The organism is Tenacibaculum sp. IB213877 (assembly GCF_034043975.1).
In the GTDB taxonomy this organism is placed as follows: Bacteria; Bacteroidota; Bacteroidia; order Flavobacteriales; family Flavobacteriaceae; genus Polaribacter.
Map to the genome: position 1 here is coordinate 492537 of NZ_JAXCHH010000001.1, position 24149 is coordinate 516685.

At 31.3% G+C, this 24149-nt stretch carries 23 protein-coding genes and 2 tRNA genes; 12 read left to right on the forward strand and 13 right to left on the reverse strand.

Translation table 11 applies throughout. The features are described 5' to 3' along the window. Positions 1 to 25 precede the first annotated feature (25 nt). A complete protein-coding gene (locus SLH33_RS02105; protein ID WP_320417409.1) occupies positions 26 to 634 on the forward strand; it encodes an outer membrane beta-barrel protein in 609 nt (202 codons plus the stop codon). Positions 635 to 705: 71 nt separating this feature from the next. Here the strand turns inward: SLH33_RS02105 and SLH33_RS02110 are convergent, their stop codons facing one another. After that, positions 706 to 1599 carry an FKBP-type peptidyl-prolyl cis-trans isomerase gene (locus SLH33_RS02110; protein WP_320417410.1) on the reverse strand — a complete coding sequence of 298 codons (894 nt, stop codon included), beginning with the start codon at positions 1597 to 1599 and terminating at the stop codon, positions 706 to 708. A 78-nt stretch (positions 1600 to 1677) separates the two neighbouring features. On the opposite strand from SLH33_RS02110, the gene SLH33_RS02115 reads away from it, so the two are divergent. Further along, positions 1678 to 2058 (forward strand): RNA-binding S4 domain-containing protein, encoded by a 381-nt coding sequence (locus tag SLH33_RS02115; RefSeq protein WP_320417411.1) that lies wholly within the window; start codon positions 1678 to 1680, stop codon positions 2056 to 2058. 9 nt (positions 2059 to 2067) lie between these two features. Beyond that, positions 2068 to 2571 carry a phosphoribosyltransferase domain-containing protein gene (locus tag SLH33_RS02120; RefSeq protein ID WP_320417412.1) on the forward strand — a complete coding sequence of 168 codons (504 nt, stop codon included), beginning with the start codon at positions 2068 to 2070 and terminating at the stop codon, positions 2569 to 2571. Here SLH33_RS02120 and SLH33_RS02125 read toward each other — a convergent pair. Continuing rightward, entirely contained in the window at positions 2563 to 3081 is a 519-nt protein-coding gene (locus SLH33_RS02125; protein WP_320417413.1) for a shikimate kinase, read from the reverse strand. The genes SLH33_RS02120 and SLH33_RS02125 overlap by 9 nt on opposite strands. A 103-nt stretch (positions 3082 to 3184) precedes the next feature. On the opposite strand from SLH33_RS02125, the gene SLH33_RS02130 reads away from it, so the two are divergent. The 5 genes from SLH33_RS02130 to SLH33_RS02150 all read left to right on the forward strand — a co-directional run bounded on the left by SLH33_RS02130 (position 3185) and on the right by SLH33_RS02150 (position 8953). Then, positions 3185 to 3257: transfer RNA gene (locus tag SLH33_RS02130), tRNA-Lys, on the forward strand. Positions 3258 to 3297: 40 nt separating this feature from the next. Continuing rightward, positions 3298 to 3381: transfer RNA gene (locus SLH33_RS02135), tRNA-Leu, on the forward strand. Between the two features lie 99 nt (positions 3382 to 3480). Continuing rightward, a complete protein-coding gene (locus tag SLH33_RS02140; protein ID WP_320417414.1) occupies positions 3481 to 4275 on the forward strand; it encodes a carboxypeptidase-like regulatory domain-containing protein in 795 nt (264 codons plus the stop codon). 80 nt (positions 4276 to 4355) lie between these two features. Then, a complete protein-coding gene (gene purL, locus SLH33_RS02145) occupies positions 4356 to 8027 on the forward strand; it encodes a phosphoribosylformylglycinamidine synthase (RefSeq protein ID WP_320417415.1) in 3672 nt (1223 codons plus the stop codon). Positions 8028 to 8518: 491 nt separating this feature from the next. After that, positions 8519 to 8953 carry a helix-turn-helix transcriptional regulator gene (locus tag SLH33_RS02150; RefSeq protein WP_320417416.1) on the forward strand — a complete coding sequence of 145 codons (435 nt, stop codon included), beginning with the start codon at positions 8519 to 8521 and terminating at the stop codon, positions 8951 to 8953. Between the two features lie 255 nt (positions 8954 to 9208). On the opposite strand, the gene fabG is transcribed toward SLH33_RS02150, so the two are convergent. From fabG to SLH33_RS02190, 8 genes are all read right to left on the reverse strand, one after another. Then, positions 9209 to 9955 (reverse strand): 3-oxoacyl-[acyl-carrier-protein] reductase, encoded by a 747-nt coding sequence (fabG, locus tag SLH33_RS02155; RefSeq protein ID WP_320417417.1) that lies wholly within the window; start codon positions 9953 to 9955, stop codon positions 9209 to 9211. An 83-nt stretch (positions 9956 to 10038) separates the two neighbouring features. Further along, a complete protein-coding gene (sucD, locus tag SLH33_RS02160; protein ID WP_320417418.1) occupies positions 10039 to 10911 on the reverse strand; it encodes a succinate--CoA ligase subunit alpha in 873 nt (290 codons plus the stop codon). A 60-nt stretch (positions 10912 to 10971) separates the two neighbouring features. Next, the gene (locus tag SLH33_RS02165) at positions 10972 to 11901 is read right to left on the reverse strand and encodes a UDP-3-O-(3-hydroxymyristoyl)glucosamine N-acyltransferase (protein ID WP_320417419.1); all 930 of its coding nucleotides are present in this window, start codon (positions 11899 to 11901) and stop codon (positions 10972 to 10974) included. A gap of 36 nt (positions 11902 to 11937) precedes the next feature. After that, complete coding sequence (efp, locus tag SLH33_RS02170) at positions 11938 to 12504, reverse strand: elongation factor P (RefSeq protein ID WP_320417420.1); 567 nt, start codon at positions 12502 to 12504, stop codon at positions 11938 to 11940. Positions 12505 to 12513: 9 nt separating this feature from the next. Beyond that, positions 12514 to 13299: an acyl-ACP--UDP-N-acetylglucosamine O-acyltransferase gene (gene lpxA / locus SLH33_RS02175; protein ID WP_320417421.1), complete on the reverse strand. Its 786-nt coding sequence runs from the start codon at positions 13297 to 13299 to the stop codon at positions 12514 to 12516. Positions 13300 to 13301: 2 nt separating this feature from the next. Continuing rightward, on the reverse strand, positions 13302 to 14693 hold the full coding sequence (locus SLH33_RS02180) for a bifunctional UDP-3-O-[3-hydroxymyristoyl] N-acetylglucosamine deacetylase/3-hydroxyacyl-ACP dehydratase (RefSeq protein ID WP_320417422.1): 1392 nt from the start codon (positions 14691 to 14693) through the stop codon (positions 13302 to 13304). Beyond that, positions 14686 to 15726 carry a UDP-3-O-(3-hydroxymyristoyl)glucosamine N-acyltransferase gene (gene lpxD, locus SLH33_RS02185; protein WP_320417423.1) on the reverse strand — a complete coding sequence of 347 codons (1041 nt, stop codon included), beginning with the start codon at positions 15724 to 15726 and terminating at the stop codon, positions 14686 to 14688. The genes SLH33_RS02180 and lpxD overlap by 8 nt, the downstream gene beginning before the upstream one ends. Before the next feature lie 46 nt (positions 15727 to 15772). Further along, positions 15773 to 17011, reverse strand: coding sequence for an HD domain-containing protein (locus tag SLH33_RS02190; RefSeq protein ID WP_320417424.1), 1239 nt, complete (start codon positions 17009 to 17011; stop codon positions 15773 to 15775). A gap of 150 nt (positions 17012 to 17161) precedes the next feature. Here SLH33_RS02190 and SLH33_RS02195 point away from each other — a divergent pair, with 150 nt between their 5' ends. From SLH33_RS02195 to SLH33_RS02210, 4 genes are all read left to right on the forward strand, one after another. Beyond that, positions 17162 to 18709 carry a bifunctional response regulator/alkaline phosphatase family protein gene (locus SLH33_RS02195; protein WP_320417425.1) on the forward strand — a complete coding sequence of 516 codons (1548 nt, stop codon included), beginning with the start codon at positions 17162 to 17164 and terminating at the stop codon, positions 18707 to 18709. A 65-nt stretch (positions 18710 to 18774) separates the two neighbouring features. Further along, positions 18775 to 19188, forward strand: coding sequence for a tRNA (adenosine(37)-N6)-threonylcarbamoyltransferase complex ATPase subunit type 1 TsaE (gene tsaE / locus SLH33_RS02200; RefSeq protein ID WP_320417426.1), 414 nt, complete (start codon positions 18775 to 18777; stop codon positions 19186 to 19188). Next, positions 19188 to 20384 carry an alanine dehydrogenase gene (locus tag SLH33_RS02205; protein ID WP_320417427.1) on the forward strand — a complete coding sequence of 399 codons (1197 nt, stop codon included), beginning with the start codon at positions 19188 to 19190 and terminating at the stop codon, positions 20382 to 20384. Before tsaE ends, SLH33_RS02205 begins: the two co-directional genes overlap by 1 nt. Positions 20385 to 20423: 39 nt before the next feature. Next, positions 20424 to 20783: a DUF4258 domain-containing protein gene (locus SLH33_RS02210; RefSeq protein WP_320417428.1), complete on the forward strand. Its 360-nt coding sequence runs from the start codon at positions 20424 to 20426 to the stop codon at positions 20781 to 20783. A 4-nt stretch (positions 20784 to 20787) separates the two neighbouring features. Here the strand turns inward: SLH33_RS02210 and SLH33_RS02215 are convergent, their stop codons facing one another. Genes SLH33_RS02215 through recQ form a run of 3 tightly spaced genes read right to left on the reverse strand, consistent with a single transcriptional unit; the run spans position 20788 to position 24010 of the window. Beyond that, positions 20788 to 21381 (reverse strand): YdeI/OmpD-associated family protein, encoded by a 594-nt coding sequence (locus SLH33_RS02215; RefSeq protein WP_320417429.1) that lies wholly within the window; start codon positions 21379 to 21381, stop codon positions 20788 to 20790. Next, complete coding sequence (locus SLH33_RS02220; protein ID WP_320417430.1) at positions 21381 to 21806, reverse strand: VOC family protein; 426 nt, start codon at positions 21804 to 21806, stop codon at positions 21381 to 21383. The genes SLH33_RS02215 and SLH33_RS02220 overlap by 1 nt, the downstream gene beginning before the upstream one ends. Positions 21807 to 21826: 20 nt before the next feature. Beyond that, the gene (gene recQ, locus SLH33_RS02225; protein WP_320417560.1) at positions 21827 to 24010 is read right to left on the reverse strand and encodes a DNA helicase RecQ; all 2184 of its coding nucleotides are present in this window, start codon (positions 24008 to 24010) and stop codon (positions 21827 to 21829) included. Positions 24011 to 24149 lie beyond the last annotated feature (139 nt).

Genomic DNA, 24149 nt, shown 5'->3' on the forward strand with positions numbered 1-24149 from the left:
TGAAAGCAATTTAAATTAATAAATTATGAAGAAACTAATTTTAATGTTATTCTTAGTGTTTGGAGCAACTCAGTTATCACAGGCACAGCTTCAATTTGGTATTAAAGCTGGTATTAACTACAACTCTGATTCTTTTAGGGAAGTTCAAGAAGATGTTATTGATGGCGGTGCAGAAAGCAAAACTGGTTACCATGCTGGTATTTGGTTAAGAGCTAAAATTCCTGCTATTGGTTTATATCTTAGACCAGAACTGGTTTATACTTCTCTTAAAAGTGATGTTACCTTAAATTCTACAGGAGCAAAAACATCGTATGATTTCCAAAAAATTGACATTCCTGTTTTACTTGGAAAAAAGTTTTTAAAAATTGCCTATGTTCATATTGGCCCATCATTCCAATATATTGTTGATGGCGATTTAGACTGGGATGAAGTTAGAGATATTAAAGCAGATGGTTTTACAGTTGGACTACAAATGGGTGGTGGAATAGAATTAGGAAAACTAGGTTTAGATTTACGTTGGGAAAGAGCTTTTTCAGATACAGAATCTAAATTCATTAACAACAATACTGGAACAACAACTACTTTTGACACACGTGTTAACCAAATTATTGTTGGTTTATCTTATAGATTCTAAGTTACATGTAATTTGCAAATAATAAAAAAATCCCACTTTTCAGTGGGATTTTTTATTGGTTGTTATTTTATTTATTGATTACTTTTTCTAACATTTCTGTTTAAATAATCAGGTATGGTAGGATTATCTGGATCACTAAAATCATTTCTAGGATCACCATCTTTATTAGCATCTTCATATTTTGTTAAAATCAAATCACCATCATCATCAGTATCTGCAAAATCAGGAGTTGAATCTCCATCTGTATCATCATTCCATGGTTTGCCATCTCCGTCTATATCTTCATATATAGAAGGTATACCATCTTGGTCTGTATCTGTTTCTGGAACTAAATCTAACAAATCAATATAAAACATTAAAGGTTCATTTGGTAAAATAGAGCCTGCTCCATAATTTCTATATGATAAACCTGATGGTATAAACAAAACTCCTTTACCACCATTCACATAAGTAATAGGACCATTCCCTGTTACATTTTCTCCTCCTTTAAAATGAGTAAAACCATAAGACCATCCTCTGATAACATTACTTAGAGCAAACCAAGTTTTATTGTTAGAATCAAAAGTAGTACTTAAACTATCAGTAGCAACAATTCTTTGTCCAGCATAATTTACAAAAACAGAATCTATTACTGAAGGATTTCCTTTATCATTATTTTCTCCTTCCCTTACCACGTAGTAATATAATTTGTAATTAATATCTACGTCATTTATCGTTTCTGTAATTTCATCAACTTTTAAATTGACATCATCAAATAATGCAGTTTGACCTGTCGTTAGTGGCTTTACAATAGAATCATTTACATCATAAAAATGTTTTTTAAGAAAACTTACTAAAGAATCATTATCCTTTAAAGCTTGAGCCGTATGATCAAAATTATCAACTGAAGATCCATTATCATCTCCACCACACGCAACAACTAAAGAAGCTATTGCTATTAAAAAAAGATACCTAAATTTTATCATTAATCATTAAATTTTACGCCGCAATTTACCATTTTTATACCTTTGCTAAAAGTGAAAGAATAAATTTTAACTATTTGTATGAGAATAGATAAATATTTGTGGTGTATAAGATTGTTTAAAACCAGGAATTTAGCTACAGAAGCATGTAAAAAAGGACATGTAAAAATTAATGATTTAAATGTTAAACCATCAAAAGAAATTTTTGGTAGTGAAGCTATCATTATACGAAAGAATCAAATTAATTATAAAATTAAAGTATTAGATATTCCTACTAACCGGGTTGGTGCTAAGTTGGTTGATTTGTATAGAAAAGACCTTACTCCAAAAGAAGAGTTTGAAAAAACTGAATTACTAAAGTTTGCAAAAGACTATTATAGAAAGAAAGGAACAGGGAGACCCACTAAAAAAGACAGAAGAGATATTGAAGATTATCATGACTCAACCGAAGAAGATGTTTAAATTTGCTATATGACAACAATTAACAATATTATACTTGATACTACTCAAGTAAATCATAAAATAAGAAGAATTGCGTATCAAATTTATGAAACCAATCCTAAAGAAAAGGAAGTAGTAATTGCGGGTATTGCTGATAATGGATACATTTTTGCAGAAAAATTAGCAGAAAAAGTCAATGAAATTTCTGATATTAAAATAGTATTATGTAAAGTATTCATTGATAAGAAGAATCCTCTAAAAGAAATCACAACTTCTATTCCTTCTAATGAATACAAAAATAAATCATTGGTATTGGTAGATGATGTGTTAAACTCAGGAACAACTTTAATTTACGGAATTAAACACTTTTTAGAAGTCCCTTTAAAACGTTTTAAAACAGCTGTATTAGTTAATAGAAATCATAAAAAATATCCTGTTAAAGCAGATTTTAAAGGAATTTCATTATCTACCTCTATAAAGGAACACGTGGTTGTAGAATTTAAAAAAGATGAAACTATTGCTTATTTAATGTAGTAATATTCTTATTTCAGCTACTATTTCTGTCATTTCTTTATCGTCAATAACTATTTTAAAATCAGCTTTATCATAAAAATAGCGACGCTCAAATAAATGTTTTGCTATGAACTCTGTCAAATCATTATCAGACAGATTAGCTACTAACGGACGTTTATTTTTTTGAGCTTCTATCCTATCTTGTAGAGTTTTTATACTTGCTTGTAAGTAAACTGATTTTACATCTTTAGTTTGTATAATTAAATCCATATTCCCTCCATAACACGGAGTTCCTCCTCCTAATGAAAGAATAAAATCTTCCTTTTTTTCTAATAATTCTTTTAAATATTGATGTTCTTTATTCCTAAAATAAATTTCACCTTCATCTTTAAAAATCTCTGAAATGCTTTTCTCTTCTCTTTGTTCTATATAATCATCCAAATCAATAAAAGGCAAAAACAATCTAGCAGACAAATACTTACCTATTGTCGATTTACCGCTGGCCATATATCCTAACAAAACAATTTTCATACTTTTAATTTAGTCAAGACAAATATCAGTAAAAAAATTAAAAAAAATTTTAATATTTTAATTAACCATAGTATATTTGCACTCGCTTTTACAAGGAAGCAATGACCGGGTAGCTCAGTTGGTAGAGCATCTCCCTTTTAAGGAGAGGGTCCTGGGTTCGAGCCCCAGCCCGGTCACAGAAAAGTTAAGCACAAATGCTTAACTTTTTTAGTTTACGCGCGTATGGCGGAATTGGTAGACGCGCAAGGTTGAGGGCTTTGTGTCCGTTTGGACGTGCTGGTTCGACTCCAGTTACGCGCACAAACACTTCTTTTTAGAAGTGTTTTTTTGTATAATATTTTGTATCTTCTTTCACAAATTATTAACTGTTATCCACTTAATTATATGTATAATTGCACTATGCAAAAAAAAATATACTTTTTAATATCCTTACTAATAAGCACTGCTATTTTTTCTCAAGAAGAAAAATTAAAAGGACAAATTGTAAATGAAGAAACTAAGGAAGCTCTTAGTGCCGCTCATATTCTTAACTTAAATTCTGTTATAGGTACCATTACTAATGAAAACGGTATGTTTGAACTTACCGCACAAGCAAATGATACTGTTTTAGTTTCTTATTTGGGTTTTGAATCTATAAAATTAAAAGTAACAAATGATTTATTAAAGGGAAATGAATTAGTTATTGCTTTAAATGAAAAACCAGAAGAAGTTAAAGAAGTTGTCATTAAATCTACCCAATTAATAGGTGTTTTAGAAGTAGATGTTAAACAAGTTCCAAAAGATAAATTTACTCGTATTCATATTAATGGTTTACCTCAAACCTATGAAGTAGGTCGTCCTCAAAAAATATCATCTCCCATTGCGAAACTTATGAATCCAGTAGATTTGGTGTATAATCTTTTCGGAAAAAAACCAAAACAACTTAAAAAGCTTCAAAAATTAAAAAAAGAGGATGATTTACGAAAAATGCTAGCTGGTAAATTTGATCGTGAAGTAATGATGGAATATCTAGAAATGGATAAACAGCAATTAACTAAATTATTGTCTGACTGTAATTATTCTGATTATTTTATTAAAAAAGCTAGTGATTTACAAATGATTGAAGCTGTTTTAAATTGTTACGAAAATTATAAAGCTTTAAAGAAAGGAAAAATTGAAAGAGATAGAATTCCTGAAAAGTTAAATGAAGATTAATTTGTTTTTTATGCTCTAAATCCAAGTAAAAAAGTAAATTTGTTTCTTTAAAAACAACAACACAAACACAACTAAACATAATGATTCATTTCTTCGGAAACCAAAACAGTAAGGTATTTGCTGTTCAAGCAACAAAAGAATTATCAACTGAAACGACTTCAAAACTAACATGGTTATTTGGTAACGAACCAAAAATAAACACGGCGTCTATCGACGCTTTTTTTGTTGGTCCACGAAAAGCAATGATTACTCCTTGGAGTACTAATGCTGTGGAAATCACGCAAAACATGGGGATTGAAGATATTATCAGAATTGAAGAATTTAAAGCTATTGCAGAAAATTTCTCTGATTATGATCCAATGATTTCAGAAAAATTCAATGGTCTTGATCAAAAATTATTCACCATAAATATTACCCCAGAACCAATTTTAGAAATTGAAGATATTGCAACTTACAATGAACAAGAGGGTTTAGCGTTAAGCAGTGAAGAAATTGAATATTTAGAAGGGGTCTCTAAAAAAATAGGAAGAAAATTAACCGATTCAGAAGTTTTCGGGTTTTCGCAAGTAAATTCAGAACACTGTCGTCATAAAATTTTTAACGGGACTTTTGTTATTGATGGTGAAGAGCAACCTACTTCCCTATTCAAAATGATCAAGGAAACATCGAAACAACATCCAAACGATATTGTTTCTGCTTATAAAGACAATGTTGCATTTATCAAAGGTCCTAAAGTGGAGCAATTTGCTCCAAAATCGGCTGACAAACCCGACTTTTATGAAACTAAAGAGTTTGAGGCTGTAATTTCTTTAAAGGCAGAAACTCACAACTTCCCTACTACTGTTGAACCTTTTAACGGTGCTGCCACAGGATCTGGAGGAGAAATTCGTGATCGTTTAGCAGGCGGAAAAGGTTCTTTACCTTTAGCGGGGACCGCTGTATATATGACTTCGTATTCTCGTTTAGAAGAAAATCGTCCTTGGGAACAAGCTATGGATGAGCGTAAATGGTTGTATCAAACTCCAATGGATATTCTAATTAAAGCTTCTAACGGTGCTTCTGACTTCGGAAATAAATTCGGTCAACCTTTAATTTGTGGTTCTGTATTAACCTTCGAACATGAAGAAGACGCTCGCAAATTAGGTTTTGATAAAGTGATTATGCAAGCTGGCGGAATTGGATATGGAAAAGCTGATCAGGCTATAAAAGATACTCCAAAAGAAGGAGATAAAATTGTAATTCTTGGTGGTGAAAACTACCGTATTGGTATGGGAGGAGCTGCAGTTTCTTCTGCTGATACCGGTGAGTTTTCAACAGGAATTGAGTTAAACGCAGTACAACGTTCAAATCCGGAAATGCAAAAACGTGCTGCGAATGCTGTTCGCGGAATGGTAGAAAGCGATGAGAACTACATTGTTTCCATTCACGATCACGGTGCGGGCGGACACTTAAATTGTTTATCTGAGCTAGTTGAAGATACTGGCGGAAAAATTGATTTAGACAAACTTCCGGTGGGTGATCCTACTTTATCTGATAAAGAAATCATCGGTAATGAATCTCAAGAACGTATGGGATTAGTAATTGCCGAAAAACATATAGATACGCTTAATAAAATAGCTGAGCGTGAGCGTTCGCCAATGTACACCGTAGGTAATGTTACCGGAGATCATCGTTTTACTTTTGAATCTAAAACTAAAGGGAATAAACCTATGGATTTAGCTTTAGAAGATATGTTTGGTAGCTCTCCTAAAACTATTATGACAGATAAAACTGTTAATAGAGATTATAATGAATTAAGCTATTCAAAAGAAAACTTTACAACGTATTTAGAACAAGTGCTACAATTAGAAGCTGTTGCTTGTAAAGATTGGTTAACCAATAAAGTAGACCGTTGTGTTGGTGGTAAAGTAGCAAAACAACAATGTGTTGGACCATTACAAATTCCGTTGAATAATGTTGGAGTTATGGCTTTAGATTATAAAGGAAAAGAAGGAATTGCTACTTCTATTGGCCACTCTCCTATTTCAGGATTGATTGACCCTGTTGCAGGAAGTAGAAATTCTATTGCAGAAGCCTTAACCAATATTGTTTGGGCACCACTAAAAGATGGTTTACAATCGGTTTCATTATCTGCCAATTGGATGTGGCCTTGTAAAAATGAAGGTGAAGATGCTCGTTTATATGAAGCTGTTAAAGCGGTTTCAGAATTTGTAATTGATTTAGGAATCAATGTGCCTACGGGTAAAGATTCCTTATCTATGAAGCAAAAATATCCTAATGAAGAGGTTATTTCTCCAGGAACCGTAGTTATTTCTGCTGCTGCAAATTGTAACGATATTACCAAAGTTGTTGAGCCGGTTTTTAAAGCTAACAAAGGGAATATATATTACATCAACGCTTCTCAAGATGATTTTAATTTAGGAGGAAGTTCTTTCTCACAAATTTTAAATAAAATTGGTAACAATGCTCCTTCTGTAGTTGATGCAAAACAATTCAAAACTATTTTTAACATAATACAACAGTTAATTAAAGAAGATAAAATTGTTGCAGGACATGATGTAGCTTCTGGCGGATTAATAACTACATTGTTAGAATTGTGTTTTGCTGATGTGAATATTGGAGCAAACCTTGATCTATCAGCTATAAATGAGTCTGACAGTATTAAATTATTATTTGCTGAAAACGCTGGTATTGTATTCCAATCTATTGATGATTCTGTAGAAAAAATACTTTCAGAAAATAATATTCAATTCTTCAATATTGGTTCTGTAACAGAATCTGACAGATTAAATATTAAAAACTGTGATGATGTTTTCGCTTTATCAATTTCTGAGTTAAGAGACACTTGGTACAAAACATCGTATTTATTAGATCAAAAGCAAACTGCTAATAATTTAGCAAAAGATCGTTATAATAACTATAAAAATCAACCTTTACAATATACCTTCCCTACTCATTTTACTGGAAAATTGTCTGATACTGTTGGTAAAGTTACCAACAGACCAAAGGCAGCTATTATTCGTGAAAAGGGTTCTAACTCAGAACGTGAAATGGCCAATGCTATGTATTTAGCTGGTTTTGATGTAAAAGATGTTCATATGACCGATTTGATTTCTGGTCGTGAAACTTTAGAAGATATTCAATTTATTGGAGCTGTTGGCGGTTTTTCTAATTCTGATGTTTTAGGTTCTGCTAAAGGTTGGGCTGGAGCATTTTTATATAATGAAAAAGCAAATTCAGCGTTAAAGAAGTTTTTTAAACGTGAAGACACTCTATCTGTTGGAATTTGTAATGGTGCACAGTTATGGATGGAATTAGATTTAATCAATCCAGATCATGATGTGCACGGTAAATTAATTCACAACGATTCTCATAAACACGAAAGTTCATTTACTTCTGTAAAAATCCAAGAAAATAACTCAGTAATGTTATCAAGTTTAGCCGGAAGTACTTTAGGAGTATGGATTTCTCACGGTGAAGGTAAATTCAATTTACCACTTTCTGAAGATAATTATGATATTGTTGCTAAGTATGGATATTCAGAATATCCTTCAAATCCAAACGGGTCAGATTTTAATACTGCAATGATGTGTGATAAATCTGGTCGTCATTTAGTTACTATGCCACATATTGAGCGATCAACATTCCAATGGAATTGGGCAAATTATATTGACGGACGAAAAGATGAAGTTTCTCCTTGGTTAGAAGCATTTGTAAACGCTCGTAATTGGATAGATCAAAAAAATAAATAAGAAATTCACCTTTATGTTATTAAGCACTCGTTTTCGGGTGCTTTTTTTATACGTGAATTTTAAATTTACAATTGTAAACTAAAGAAAAATCTTAGAAATATTCTTAATTAAGTTCTTTAGATAATAAGAATCAATACTTTAAGTAGGCATACCTGCTCTAAAAGTCAATTAAGACATCATTAAATCTGTTATTTATAGGCATAAAGTAATATTTACAAATGTAACATCAACTGATATTTATAAATTTATTATTTAATCATAGCAACTATTTACATTTGTGATATTAGAAATCTTGGATCAATAATGTCAGATATTAATATTAAATAGATTTTGATTATAATTAAAAGATAATTATATTGTTTTCAGGTGTTTATATGTGATTAATTAGAGTTTTTATTTAATAGACAAAGTTAATTATTCCTCATTTTTTAGTATTTGTTAATCTCGTATCAAATGTTTACATTTGTAATACATTATTAATAGTTACAATTGTGAATTCAGAAGGTATAATTTTTAGGTTAAAGGAAGTTTTAGAACATTATAGTTTAACATCGTCAACATTTGCAGATACAATAGATGTACAACGCTCAAGTATATCACATCTTCTATCAGGTAGAAATAAACCTAGTTTGGACTTTGTGATGAAAGTTGTAAATAAATTTCCGGATGTAGATTTGTATTGGTTATTATATGGTGATGGTTCTTTTCCGAAGAAAAAAGAAGAAAAAAAGAAAATTATAGAAACTATATCTGAAGAAATTCAGAAAGAAGATAAAATTGAGACTCCAACTCTATTTTCTGAAAATATGATAAACGAACCAGAGGTCGAAAAAGTTTCAAATACACGATTCTCATCGAACGATAAAAAGCTACTAAAAATTGTATTATTATACGATGATGGAAGTTTTGAAGAATATAATAAGTAATTCTCTAAAATAAAAAGTATGTATTTTGAAATAGAATTTCTTATTTAATATTTTACAACTAAGTTGTTAGTTTAAATATATTGTGTATAATAAGTTAAAATTATCTTGAAAACTTGACTCTTTGAGAATTTAATATATAATACCTTTATCAGAACTATTTTAAAATACGCTATTCTCAGCAAACATTAAAAAGTAAAAAAACCAACCTAAAAATAAGGTTGGCTTTTAATAATATGATTTTATCAATTAAAAAATCTAAGTTAACATTCCTCCATCAACCGATAATGTTTGTCCTGTAATATACGAACTCATATCAGATCCTAAAAACACACAAGCGTCTGCAATATCTTTTGGAGTTCCTCCTCTTTTTAACGGAATTTCATTTCTCCATCCCTCAACAACTTTTTCATCTAATTTAGCTGTCATTTCAGTTTCAATAAATCCAGGAGCAATCACGTTACTACGAATATTACGAGAACCTAATTCTAAAGCTACTGATTTTGAGAAACCAATAATTCCTGCTTTTGATGCTGCATAGTTTGCTTGACCAGCATTTCCTTTTAGTCCTACAACCGAACTCATATTAATAATTGAGCCACCTCGTTGTTTCATCATTGGGCGAATAACTGCTTTTGTTAAATTAAATACTGATTTTAAGTTTACTTCAATAACCTTATCAAAATCCTCTTCAGAGATTCTCATTAATAAATTATCTTTTGTAATTCCTGCATTGTTAATCAAAACATCTACTGCTCCAAATTCTTCTAAAACATTTTTTACCAATTCTTGTGCAGTTTCGTATTCAGCAGCGTTTGATTGATATCCTTTTGCTTTAACACCTAAAGCCGTTAATTCTTTTTCCAATTCATTAGCTGCCTCTACAGATGAATTATACGTAAATGCCACATTAGCTCCTTGTTTTGCAAACTCTAAAGCAATACCACGACCAATCCCTCTGGTTGCACCGGTAATAATTGCTGTTTTATTTTCTAGTAGTTTCATTAATTAGTTGTTTTTTGAAATTCAAATATAAAAAGAAATTCCCGTCGAAACGGGAATTCATATCTATTGAAAATAGTTATATTTTATGCTAAAACTTTAGCTACCATTTCTCCAATTTTAGCAGGAGATTCTACAACATGTACTCCATTTTCAGCTAAAATTTTCATTTTTGCTTGCGCTGTATCGTCAGCACCTCCAACAATAGCTCCTGCATGTCCCATTGTTCTACCTGCTGGTGCAGTTTGTCCTGCAATAAAACCAACAACTGGTTTACGATTTCCATCGGCTTTAATCCAACGAGCAGCTTCAGCTTCAAGATTTCCTCCGATTTCACCAATCATTACAATTGCTTCAGTTTCTGGGTCATTCATCAATAATTCTACTGCTTCTTTAGTAGTTGTTCCAATAATTGGATCACCTCCAATACCAATTGCAGTAGTAATTCCAAATCCTTGTTTTACAACTTGATCTGCTGCTTCATAAGTTAATGTACCTGATTTTGATACAATACCAACTTTACCTTTTTTGAAGATAAACCCTGGCATAATTCCTACTTTTGCTTCTTCAGCAGTAATTACTCCCGGACAGTTAGGACCAACTAAAGTACAGTCTTTATTATCTATATATGCTTTAACCTTCACCATATCTGCAGTTGGAATTCCTTCTGTAATACAAATAATTACTTTAATTCCTGCTTCTGCAGCTTCCATAATTGCATCAGCAGCAAATGCTGGTGGCACAAAAATAATAGAGGTATCTGCTCCTGCTTTTTGAACAGCTTCATCAACTGTATTGAATACTGGTTTACCTAAGTGTTCTTGACCTCCTTTACCTGGAGTAACACCACCAACAACGTTGGTACCATATTCAATCATTTGACCTGCGTGGAAAGTTCCTTCGCTACCTGTAAAACCTTGTACAATAATTTTTGAATCTTTATTTACTAAAACACTCATTGTTGTTTATTTTATTTTTTTAAGACAAACAAAAATAACTTTTTGTATGTTACTATAAAATTATTTTTTGTTATTTCTTTCTTTTAAAATTTGTTTTATGCCTGCTAACTCTTTTAGCTTGTTTCTTGACTCTTCTGCAGGATACCCAAAATAAGTTTTTCCTCCTTCTAAAGATTTACTTATACCAGATTGAGCTAGAATTACAGCTTTTTTACCGATAGTAATACCGCTGGTCATACCTACTTGTCCCCAAAGTGTAACTTCATCTTCAATAACTACACAACCTGCAATTCCTGTTTGAGAAGCTATTAAACATTTTTTGCCAATAATAGTATCATGACCTACATGAACTTGGTTATCAATTTTGGTTCCTGCGCCAATAGTAGTATCGCCAGTTACTCCTCTGTCAATTGTACAAGAAGCTCCCAATTCTACATTATCCTCTAAAACCACTTTTCCTCCAGAAATTAATCTATCAAAGCCTTCTGAACGATTTTTATAGTAAAAAGCATCACTACCTAAAACTGTATTTGATTGTATAATAACATTATTGCCAATCACACAACTATTATTAATGGTCACGTTTGCATGAATAACACAATTTTTACCAATAATAACGTTCTCTCCAATGAAAACATTTGGTTGGATAGTAGTATTTTCTCCAATAATTACAGATTCTGAAATACTTTGCTTAGAAGCAATAAAAGGATTGAAATGTTTGGTAATTTTATTAAAATCACTAAATGGATCATCAGAAATTAATAAAGTCTTACCTTCTGGACATTCAACTTTTTTATTGATTAAAACCGTAGTTGCCTCAGAATTTAAAGCTTTATCGTAATATTTTGGATGATCAACAAAAACAATATCTCCTTTTTCAACTACATGAATTTCATTGATTCCTGTAATTTTAAAATCTGGATTTCCAACATAATCAACATTTAACAATGTTGCAATTTGTTGTAGAGTTTGTGGTTGTTTGAATTTCATAGAAAAGAAAATCCCGCAAAACATGCGGGAATTAAATTATTCTTTAATACGCTCTGTATAAGCTCCTTTTTCTGTATCTATTTTAATCTTGTCACCTTCATTTATAAATAAAGGAACATTGATTCTTGCCCCAGTTTCAACAGTTGCAGGTTTTGTAGCATTGGTTGCTGTATTTCCTTTAACTCCTGGCTCTGTGTGAGTTACTTCTAAAATTACATGAGAAGGCATTTCTACTGATAACGGTGAGTTATCTTCAGCATTAAAGATTATTGTTACAATCTCTCCTTCTTTTAATAAATCAGGACTGTCTAACGCATCTTTTTGTAATGTGATTTGATTATAATCTTCAGTATTCATAAAATGAAAAGTATCTCCTTCTGGATATAAATACTGATATGAACGTGTTTCAACACGAACATCTTCAATTTTATGACCTGCAGAAAATGTATTATCAATTACTTTTCCTGATGTTACACTTTTTAATTTTGTTCTAACAAATGCTGGACCTTTACCTGGTTTTACATGTAAAAACTCAATAATTTTGAAAATATCATGGTTATAGCGAATGCATAACCCTTTTTTAATATCTGATGTAGTTGCCATTTTAAAATGTTAATTTGCGTTGTAATATCCTTTCATAATTCCGCGATGAGAATCTTTTATAAATTGTATAATCTCATCACGTTCTGAAGTTGCTTCCATTTCAGCTTCAATTATATCTATTGCTTGAGAATAGTTATAGTTCTTTTGAAATAAGATTCTGTAAATATCTTGTATTTCTCTAATTTTTTCTGTGGTAAAGCCTCTGCGTCTTAGACCAACAGAGTTAATACCTACATATGATAATGGTTCACGAGCAGCTTTTACATATGGTGGAACATCTTTACGAACTAATGAACCGCCTGTTACAAAAGCATGGTTACCGATAGAAGCAAATTGATGTACTGCTACCATACCTGCTAAAACAACATTATCTCCAACTGTAACATGGCCCGCTAAGGTTGAATTATTAGAAAAAATACAATTGTTACCCACAATACTATCGTGTGCAATATGACAATAGGCCATAATTAAACAATTATCACCTATTTTTGTTTTCATTCTATCTGAAGTTCCTCGGTTAATAGTAACACATTCTCTTATAGTAACATTATCGCCTATTTCTACCGTAGTTTCTTCGTCGTTAAACTTTAAATCTTGAGGAATTGCTGAAATTACTGCTCCCGGAAAAATTCTACAATTTTTACCTATTCTTGCACCTTCCATAATAGTTACGTTAGAACCTATCCATGTTCCCGAACCGATTTCAACATTTGCATGTATAGTTGTAAAAGGTTCAATTACAACATTTCTTGCAATTTTTGCTTGTGGATGTACGTATGCTAAGGGTTGATTCATAATTATTTAACTTTACTTATTTGTGCCATAAGTTCTGCCTCAGCAACTAACTTACCATTAGCATAAGCATATGCTTGCATGTGTGCTATACCACGACGAATTGGTGTAATTAATTCACTTTTAAATATTAGTGTATCTCCTGGTAATACTTTTTGTTTGAACTTAACATTATCAATTTTCATAAAGTATGTTAAGTAATTTTCTGGATCTGGAACAGAACTCAATACTAGAACTCCTCCAGCTTGGGCCATAGCTTCAATTTGTAAAACCCCTGGCATAACTGGTGCTCCTGGAAAATGTCCTACGAAAAAATCTTCATTCATAGTTACATTTTTCATACCTACTACATGAGTATCAGACAATTCTAAAATTCTGTCTACTAATAAAAATGGAGGTCTGTGAGGAAGAATGTCCATGATTTTATGAATATCCATTAAAGGTGTTTCATTCAAATCATAAGTAGGGACATTATTTCTTTTCTCTGCTTTAATAATCTTAGCTAATTTTTTGGCAAACATGGTGTTAACCAAATGACCTGGTTTATTAGCGATAACTTTACCTCTAATTCTTGTTCCCGCCAAGGCTAAATCTCCTATTACATCTAGTAATTTATGACGTGCTGCTTCATTTGCCCAATGCAATTCGAGATTGTCTAAGATTCCGTTGGGTTTTATTTTTATATCGTCTTTTTTAAAGGCTTTTTTAAGCTTTTCAAGAGTATTGTCTGAAAGCTCTTTATCTACATACACAATTGCATTATTTAAATCACCTCCTTTTATTAAATCGTTCTCTAAAAGCATTTCAATTTCATGTAAGAAGCTAAAGGTTCTTGCTGAGGAAATTTCTTCTTTAAAATCAGATATTTTGCTAAGAGTTGCATTTTGAGTACCTAGAATTTTGGTACCAAAATCAACCATAGTAGTAACTTGATATTCATCTGCAGGCATTAAAATAATTTCACTACCTGTATTTTCATCTTTGTAAGAAATAATATCTTTAACTACATATTCTTCTATTTCTTCATCCAACTCTTGTATACCAGCTTTTTCTAAAGCTTCTACAAAATACTTTGAAGAGCCATCCATAATTGGTGGTTCAGAAGCATCAATTTCTATTAGTAAATTATCAATATCTAAGCCAACTGCTGCTGCTAAAACGTGTTCTGAAGTGTTAATTTGCACTCCATTCTTTTCAAGATTAGTACTACGTTGGGTTGTAACAACATAATCTGCTTTCGCTTCAATAATTGGCTGACCTTCTAAATCTATTCGTTTAAATGCAAAACCATGATTAGCTGGTGCTGGCTTAAATTTCATGGTTACTTGATTACCTGTGTGTAGTCCTACACCAGATAATAAAACTTCGGTTTGTATTGTTTTTTGTTTCTTACTCATTACTTGTTTTTTGAGTATTCAACTCCTTTTCTATTTTATGTATTGAGGATGCAATTTTAGGTAAATTTCTAAAATGCACATACGATTTATTATAATCAGCATATCCAAAAGCAGGTGAACCTTGAACTACATCATTGTCTTTTAGGTTTCTACCAATACCTGATTGTGCTTGAATTTTTACGTTATTTCCTATTGAAATATGCCCCACAATTCCAACCTGACCTCCTATCATACAATTCTCTCCTATTTTTGTTGAACCAGCCACACCACTTTGTGAAGCTATAACTGTGTTTTTACCTATTTCAACGTTATGAGCTATTTGTATTTGGTTATCGAGCTTCACTCCTTTTCTTATAATTGTTGAACCTAATGTAGCTCTGTCAATTGTTGAATTTGAGCCAACATCAACATTATCTTCAATTATAACATTTCCTGTTTGTGGTACTGCTTTGTACTCCCCATTTTCATCAGGGGCAAAACCAAATCCGTCAGAACCAACCACACTTCCTGAGTGTATCTTACAGTTTTTTCCTATTGTGGTTTCAGAATATATCTTAACACCTGCAAAAATGGTAGTGTTATCACCTATTACAACATTGTCTCCAATATATGAATTCGGATAAATCTTTACATTATCTCCCAATACTACATTTTCTCCAACATAAGTAAAAGCACCAATGTATTCATTAACACCAATTTTTGCTGAATTGGCAATAAAATGAGGATTTTCTCTTCCAGTTTTATTGTTTTTGACTTGATTGTAATATTCTAAAAGAGTGGAAAATGATTTATAGGCATCTTCAACCTTTATTAAGGTAGAAGTTACTTCTTTTTCAGGTGTAAAAGTCTTGTTTACAATAACAACAGATGCCTTTGTTATGTAAATAAAAGAGTTGTATTTTGGGTTGGCTAAAAAGGTTAAAGAACCTGTATTGCCTTCTTCTATCTTTGCCAATTGAGAAACTTCAACATCAGGATTTCCTACAATTTCCCCTTCTAAGATATCGGCTATTTGTTTTGCTGTAAATTTCATTAGAATGCAAAAGTAACTAATTTTTACTTATTGATAATGTTTCCTTTTAATTCAACAAAAATTTCTTGGGATAACAAATATAATATTTCACTACAGGAGTAGACAATGTTTGAAGGTTTAATTGATCTGAGGCCTTAGCTATATCTTTGAGCTTACCCTTTTTAGTTAAAATTTTAATGGGTTTATTCATATTATAAGCTTGGTTAGAAACTTTTCCTAAAAACATAAAATAATGTAAGTTTTCATCTTTTATTTTTAGGTCATTCTTAAGTTTTTTTTCAATTTCATGTTCTTCTCTTTTAGTAAATGGCTTATCTTGAATTTCAATTTTAAGCAAATTACGAAACGTAATCATTGAAGCTAATTTTGAAAGCACAACATCTTTATGGTTTACCCATTCTTTAATTGCTGCTAAAACATCATAATCATCTAATCTTGAAAAAATATCAAGAGTTTCATCTGTAAAATTATTATGAGTAATAGGATTGTATAAAAAGTAATGCAGTGTTGAACTCGCAGGTAATTCAACTTTATTTTTTGCTAATTCTTTAGCTCTTTGTAAGATTTTAACCAATAACGCTTCTGCGGATAAACATGTTTTATGTAAATACACTTGCCAATACATTAAACGTCTTGCTATGACAAATTTTTCTACAGAGTAAATCCCTTTTTGTTCAATAACCAATTCATCATCTTTAACATGCATCATGGTAATGATCCTGTCTGATGAAATGTTTCCTTCTGCAACTCCTGTAAAAAAGCTATCACGTTTTAAATAGTCTAACCTATCAATATCTAACTGACTAGATATAAGTTGATTGAAAAATTTTCTTTTATATTTTCCTTCAAAAATTTCAATAGCTAATGATAATTTTCCGTCAAAAACTTCATTTAATTTTTGCATGAACTTTAGTGAAATCTCTTCATGAGCAATGCCTTCTACAATACTATGCTCTAAAGCATGCGAAAAAGCTCCGTGACCAATATCGTGTAGTAAAATAGCAATATAAAGTGCATTGGCTTCTTCTTCTGAAATTTCTACATTTTTAGTACGTAATACTTGTACTGCTTTTTGCATTAAATGCATGCATCCAATGGCATGATGAAAGCGTGTATGGTTTGCTCCTGGATACACTAAATTTGACATTCCCATCTGTGTTACACGTCGTAAACGTTGAAAATAGGGATGTTCTATAATATCAAAAATGAGTGAATTGGGTATGGAAATAAATCCGTAGATAGGATCGTTTAATATCTTTAATTTGTTAGTTTTTTGTTTACTCAAAATACATAAATCTTCTAAATTGTTAACAAAAATAACCGCAATTTAGTTACAAAACCAAACAAAACGTTTTTTAATTAACGTATTTTTAGCTTTTCAAAATACAACGAAACACCTATTTAGTCGTTATTTTGTGTAAACACACTAATTTTTATGAAGAAAATAGATATTCTATGGGTTGATGATGAGATTGATTTATTGAAGCCGCACATCCTTTTTTTAGAGAAAAAAAATTATAAAGTAGATACTTGTACAAATGGAGCTGATGCCATTGATATGGTTGAAAGTGATAATTTTGATATTGTTTTTTTAGATGAAAATATGCCTGGAATTACAGGCTTAGAAACCTTAACTCAAATAAAACAACTCAAACCTAATCTTCCGGTAGTAATGATTACCAAAAGCGAGGAAGAATATATTATGGAAGAAGCAATTGGATCTAAAATTGCCGATTATTTGATAAAACCCGTAAATCCGAATCAAATATTACTGAGTTTAAAGAAAAATTTAGACCATTCTCGCTTAGTTTCTGAAAAAACCACTTCTAATTATCAGCAAGAATTTAGAAAAATAGCTATGGATTTGGCTATGGTAAATACTTATGAAGAATGGGTTGAATTATATAAAAAATTAATTCATTGGGAATTAGAACTTGAGGATATCAAAGACTCAGGAATGTTAGAAATTCTAGAAAGTCAAAAAGCAGAAGCAAATTCTCAATTTTTTAAATTTATCAAAAAAAATTATCAAGATTGGTTACATAGCAACGAAAAACCTACCTTATCTCATACTCTTTTTAAAGAGTATGTTATCCCCAATTTAAATAAAAATCAAGGTGTTTTATGGGTCGTTATTGATAATTTAAGGTATGATCAATACAGAGTTTTAGAGCCTTTTATTAACGAGTTTTATAAAAAAGAAAAAGAGCATTCCTATTTCAGTATTTTACCAACTGCCACACAATATGCTAGAAATGCAATTTTTTCTGGCTTAATGCCTTCTGAAATGGAAAAATTATATCCTAATTATTGGAAAAATGATTTAGATGAAGGAGGTAAAAACTTATTTGAAGCCGAATTTTTAACCACACAAATCAAAAGATTAAACCTAAATATTCAGCATGAATATCATAAAATAGTATCATTAAAAAGTGGTAAAGATTTAGCAGATAATTACAACAGCACTAAACAAAATGATTTAACCGTTGTGGTTTATAATTTTGTAGATATGATATCACATGCCAAAACAGAAATGGAAGTAATTAAAGAATTGGCGGGTGATGACAAAGCGTATAGATCTTTAACCGTAAGTTGGTTTAAAAATTCACCCTTATTTGAAATTATTCAAAAAGCACATCAATTAGGTCAAAAATTAATAATTACTACCGATCACGGAACTATTAACTGTAAAACTCCATCAAAAGTTATTGGCGATAAAAACATCAGTTCTAACTTACGTTATAAAACAGGTAAAAGCTTAACGTATGAAGAAAAAGATGTATATGTAGTTAAAAACCCGAAGGAAGTCTTTTTACCCTCCATATCAATAAATAGTCCATTCATTTTTGCTAAAGAAGATTTATTTTTTGCCTATCCAAATAATTATAATCATTTTGTGAAATATTATAAAAACACCTATCAACATGGAGGAATTTCATTAGAAGAAATGATTATTCCATGTGGTGTATATAGTCCGAAATAACAATATAAAAACAACGCTAAAAAAGACCTGTTAAAATCAATCAGGTCTTTTTTATATTTGCATTTATGAACAAAAACTATTCTTTAAACGAACTCACTAGTATTGCAGAGGAAGTAGTAGCCAATGCAAAACATAAAATTTTATTATTTTATGGAGATATGGGTGTAGGTAAAACAACGCTTATTAAAGAGTTGTGTAAGGTTTTAGGCGTTGAAGATGTTGCCAACTCACCTACTTTTTCTCTGGTAAATGAATATTTAACTTACAAAGGAGAAACAGTTTTCCATTTTGATTTTTATAGAATTGAAGAGGAAGAAGAAGCCTATGATATGGGAATAGAAGACTATTTTTATAGTGATAATTGGTGCTTGATTGAATGGCCTGAAAATGTTAAAAATTTACTACCTTTAAATTCTGTTGAAGTTCATATTACTATGTTAGACAACGGTCAAAGAAATATTCAAATTAAAAACAGCTAATGAGTTCACTTTCTCCCTTTACAAAAGAACAATTATTACCACAACCTGAAATGCTTGAAATAAAAAAGCAAAAGGGCGAATTATATATAGGACTACCCAAAGAAACTCATTTTGAAGAGAAAAGAATCAGTTTAACACCCGATGCCGTTTCTGCACTTGTGGCTCACGGACACAGAGTTGTATTAGAAACCGGAGCCGGTGATGGCGCCAACTATTCAGACAATGAATATTCTGAAGCTGGTGCTAAAATTTCTTACGATATAGAAGAAGTTTTTGGTTGTAACATCGTTTTAAAAGTGGAGCCTCCTTCTTTAGATGAAATAGAAATGATGAATCCTCAGGCTTTTTTAATTTCTGCTTTACAATTAAAAACACAAGAAAAAAAATATTTTGAAGCTTTAGCTAAAAAAAGAATTACCGCTATTGCTTTTGATTATATTAAAGATGAACACGGAGTATATCCTATTGTAAAATCACTAAGTGAAATTGCAGGTATAGCCTCTATGCATATTGCTGCCGAATTAATGACAACTGCCAACGGAGGGAATGGTTTGTTACTTGGTAACATAGGTGGAGTTCCACCAAGCAGTGTAGTCATTTTAGGTGCAGGTACCGTTGGTGAATTTGCTGCTAAAGCAGCAGTTGGTTTAGGTGCCAGAGTTAAAGTTTTTGACAACTCTATAACCAAATTACGTCGCCTCCAACAATTTGTGCACTCCCCAATTTACACCTCTACAGTACAACCTAAATCACTTCAAAAAGCATTAATGCGTTGTGATGTGGTTATAGGTGCTATAAGAGGTAAAGATCGTACTCCAATTATAGTTACTGAAAATATGGTAGAACAAATGAAAGATGGTGCTGTTATTGTAGATGTAAGTATTGACAGAGGTGGGTGTTTTGAATCTTCAAGAGTTACCACACACAGTAAACCCACGTTTAAAGAGCATGGTGTAATCCATTATTGCGTACCTAATATTCCTTCAAGATATGCTCGAACAGCATCCGTATCTATCAGTAATATTTTTACTCCTTATTTATTAAATATTGCTGAAGAAGGAGGTTTTGAAAATGCTGCACGCTATGATAGAAGTTTAAGAAACGGAATGTATTTTTACCATGGAATTTTAACTAATAAAACGGTTGCTGATTGGTTTGATTTACCATACAGAGATATTAATTTATTAATATTATAAACTGTTTTTTGTGTATTTTCGCATTCCAAAATTACAAGTATGCAATTATTAAAACGATTCGGATATTATTTACTAGGTGTGGCTATTGGCGTTCCTGTAGTGTTATTTTTTTGGAAGAAGAAAGATGTTTCTTTTGACTACGGAATGGATGCCAGAACTTTAAAAACTATTCGTATTCGTGAACGCATTTACTCTGAAAACGCAAAAGAAACTATGACTTTACATAGTATTGATACTGCTCAAATCTCAAAAATTTTGCAAAATGGTGATGTAAATTTTGGTAAAAGCAAACCTAGACAAAAACCTTGTGCAGAATACTACATTTCTGGAAAAAATATTGATTTATATGTTGTTAGATGTGACAGTACTTCAACCATTGATAAAGTCTTTGTAAAATAAGGAATTAGCAGTTTCTATATTTATCATGCAAACCTATCCCGTTTAAGATCATTGGAATGATTTTTTCTAATCTGCTCAGTTTAGTTGCATCTCTTTTAGCTTCAGAAATATAATCTGTAAACTCTCGTTTTTTACCTAAAGTAAATTCGTTGAATTTTAATTGAAGTTCTTCATTTGAAGTTAAAGCTTCTTGTAGTTCTTTAGGAATAATCAATGGTTTGTTTTTTCTTTCAGGTTTTATCTCTTTTCCTTGATTAATATTTTCCATCGATTCTAAAACATAGGTTTTGACTAGATTAATATCAATCTCTTTTATGGAAGAAAATCTCCATTGCCTCATCGCCTGTGTTTTACCCTCTTGAGCATTTATTAATACTTTTTGATTATCTTTAAGCAATCCTCCTTGAAAAAACCAAATTCCGCAATAATTTTTAAAAGCAGATAACCCTAAAACATTTTTCTTTTTGTATACATATACGGGGGCTCCCCATTTTATAGTTTCATCTAAAGAAAGTTGTAATAAAACAGAACGCAAGAGTGTAAGTTCTTGCGTCCATTTATCTTGTTTATCTATATATTCTGTTACTTTAATATTCATTAGGCATGAGATTCATCTAATAAAGAAACCATCCATTGAACTCCGTATTTATCACGTAGCATTCCAAATTTACCGCCCCAAAAGGCTTCTTCAAAAGGCATAAAAATTATTCCTCCTTCAGACAATCCGTTAAAAACAGTAACTGCTTCATCTTCATCAAAAGAATTGATACTCACCGCAAAGTTGTTTCCAGAATTAAACTCTTCTTTTTGATTCAAGTAATCTGAGGCCATAATAACCAAATCTCCTGCTACCAAAGTTGAATGCATAATTAAGTCCATCACTTCTTCAGGAAACGTTAAGGAGCTTTCAGGAGCATCACTAAAAGTCATTTGCTGTGTTATTTCTCCGCCTAAAACATCGGCATAAAAAGTCATAGCTTCTTCGCAATTTCCGTTAAAATGTAAATAGGTTTGAGCTTGCATAATGTTAAGTTTTTGGTTTGTTAATTTGCTATTTCACTAGTAAATTTAATCCGCATTAAGCGTAATTCCTCATCATCATAATCTCCGTCAAATTCGTTTAATGCTTCCTGTATGCTATCATTTTCTGCATCCATAAAGTAATCATGAATTTCTTCTTGCTGATCTTCATCTAGAATATCATCAATAGCATAATCAATATTCAATTTTGTACCTGAATATACAATTGCTTCCATTTCTTTGATCAACTCACCCATTTCTAATCCTTTTGAGCTAGCAATATCTTCTAGTGGTAGTTTTCTATCGGTATTTTGAATAATATATAGCTTTAATCCTGAATTAACTCCTGTACTTTTTACAATTAAGTCATCTGGACGCATAATATCATTATCTTCTACATACTGAGTAATGAGTTTTACAAATTCTTTTCCGTATTTTTTTGCCTTCCCTTCACCTACACCATGCACTTTTGCTAATTCTTCAAGTGTAATTGGGTATTTTAATGCCATATCATCAATAGATGGATCCTGGAAAACAGCAAAAGGTGGTACACTTTGTTGTTTACCAACTTTTTTACGTAACTCTTTTAACATTGATACTAATTTGCTATCAACATCTCCTCCTGCCGATTTAGCATTAGTAATAATGGTTCCGTCATCATCTGTGTTATATATATGATCTTCAGTCATCATAAAAGAAGTTGGTTTTTTTATAAACTCTTTACCTTCTTTTGTTAACTTTAAAACACCGTATTGTTCAATTTCTTTTTTTAATAATTTGGCTACTAATGTTTGACGAATTAAAGCCATCCAATAATGACCTCCTTTCTTTTTACCTACGCCAAAATATTTTTGCTCATTGGTTTTATGAGATTTTAACAAGGCGTTTTCTTTACCAGTAATGGTATTTACAATTTCTTTTGCCTTGTACATTTCATTGGTTTTATCAATTACTTCTAATAAGGTGATTACATCTTCTTGGGCTTCGTGCTTTTTTTTAGGATTTCGAGTGTTATCATCCATATCCGCTCCATCCCCATTAACTTCATCAAACTCTTCTCCAAAGTAATGTAATAAATATTTACGTCGGTTCATTGAAGTTTCTGCATAACCTACAACTTCTTGCAATAATGCATGACCAATTTCTTGTTCAGCTACTGGCTTGTTAGCCATAAACTTCTCTAATTTCTCAATATCTTTATACGAGTAAAAAGTCAAACAATGACCTTCGCCCCCGTCTCTTCCAGCTCTACCGGTTTCTTGATAATAACTTTCTAAACTTTTAGGTATGTCATGATGAATTACATAACGTACATCCGGTTTATCGATTCCCATACCAAAAGCTATAGTTGCTACCACTACATCACAATCTTCCATCAAAAACATATCTTGATGTTTTGCACGTGTCTTTGCATCTAACCCTGCATGATAAGGTACTGCATTAATACCGTTAACTTGAAGCACTTGAGCTATTTCTTCTACTTTTTTTCTACTTAAACAGTAAACAATACCTGATTTACCTTGATGTTGTTTTATAAAGCGAATGATATCCTTTTCAACTTCTTTGGTTTTAGGCCTTACTTCATAGAATAAATTTGATCGGTTAAATGATGCTTTATATACTTTTGCATCTGACATACCTAACGTTTTCAAAATATCTTCTTGAACTTTTTCGGTTGCCGTAGCTGTTAAACCAATTACAGGAACATTATCAATTTGCTTGATAATATTACGAAGGTTACGGTATTCTGGCCTAAAATCATGACCCCATTCAGAAATACAATGCGCTTCATCAATAGCTACAAAAGAAATGTTTTGTTCTCGTAAAAACTCTACATATTCTTCTTTTATTAAAGATTCAGGTGCTACATATAATAGTTTGGTAACACCAGATGTAATATCTTCTTTAACTTGATTTACTTCTGATTTGTTTAATGAAGAATTCAAAACATGCGCTATACCATGGGTTTCAGATATTCCTCTTATGGCATCTACTTGGTTTTTCATTAAAGCGATTAATGGGGATACCACTATTGCTGTTCCTTCTTTCATAAGAGCAGGCAACTGGTAACATAACGACTTTCCTCCTCCTGTTGGCATTATTACAAAAGTATTTTCATCGTTTAAAATGCTACTTACAACATTTTCTTGAAGACCTTTAAATTGGTCAAACCCGAAAAACTTTTTTAACGCACTATATAAGTCCATTTCTTTACTCATCTTCTATTCTCAAAGTTTTTAAAAAAGCGAACTAATTTACAAAAAAATATATACACATATTCAAATAAAGTTTCTTTTTATATAAAGCTAGCTTACACAAAAATATTCCTATTTTTACAATTCTAAA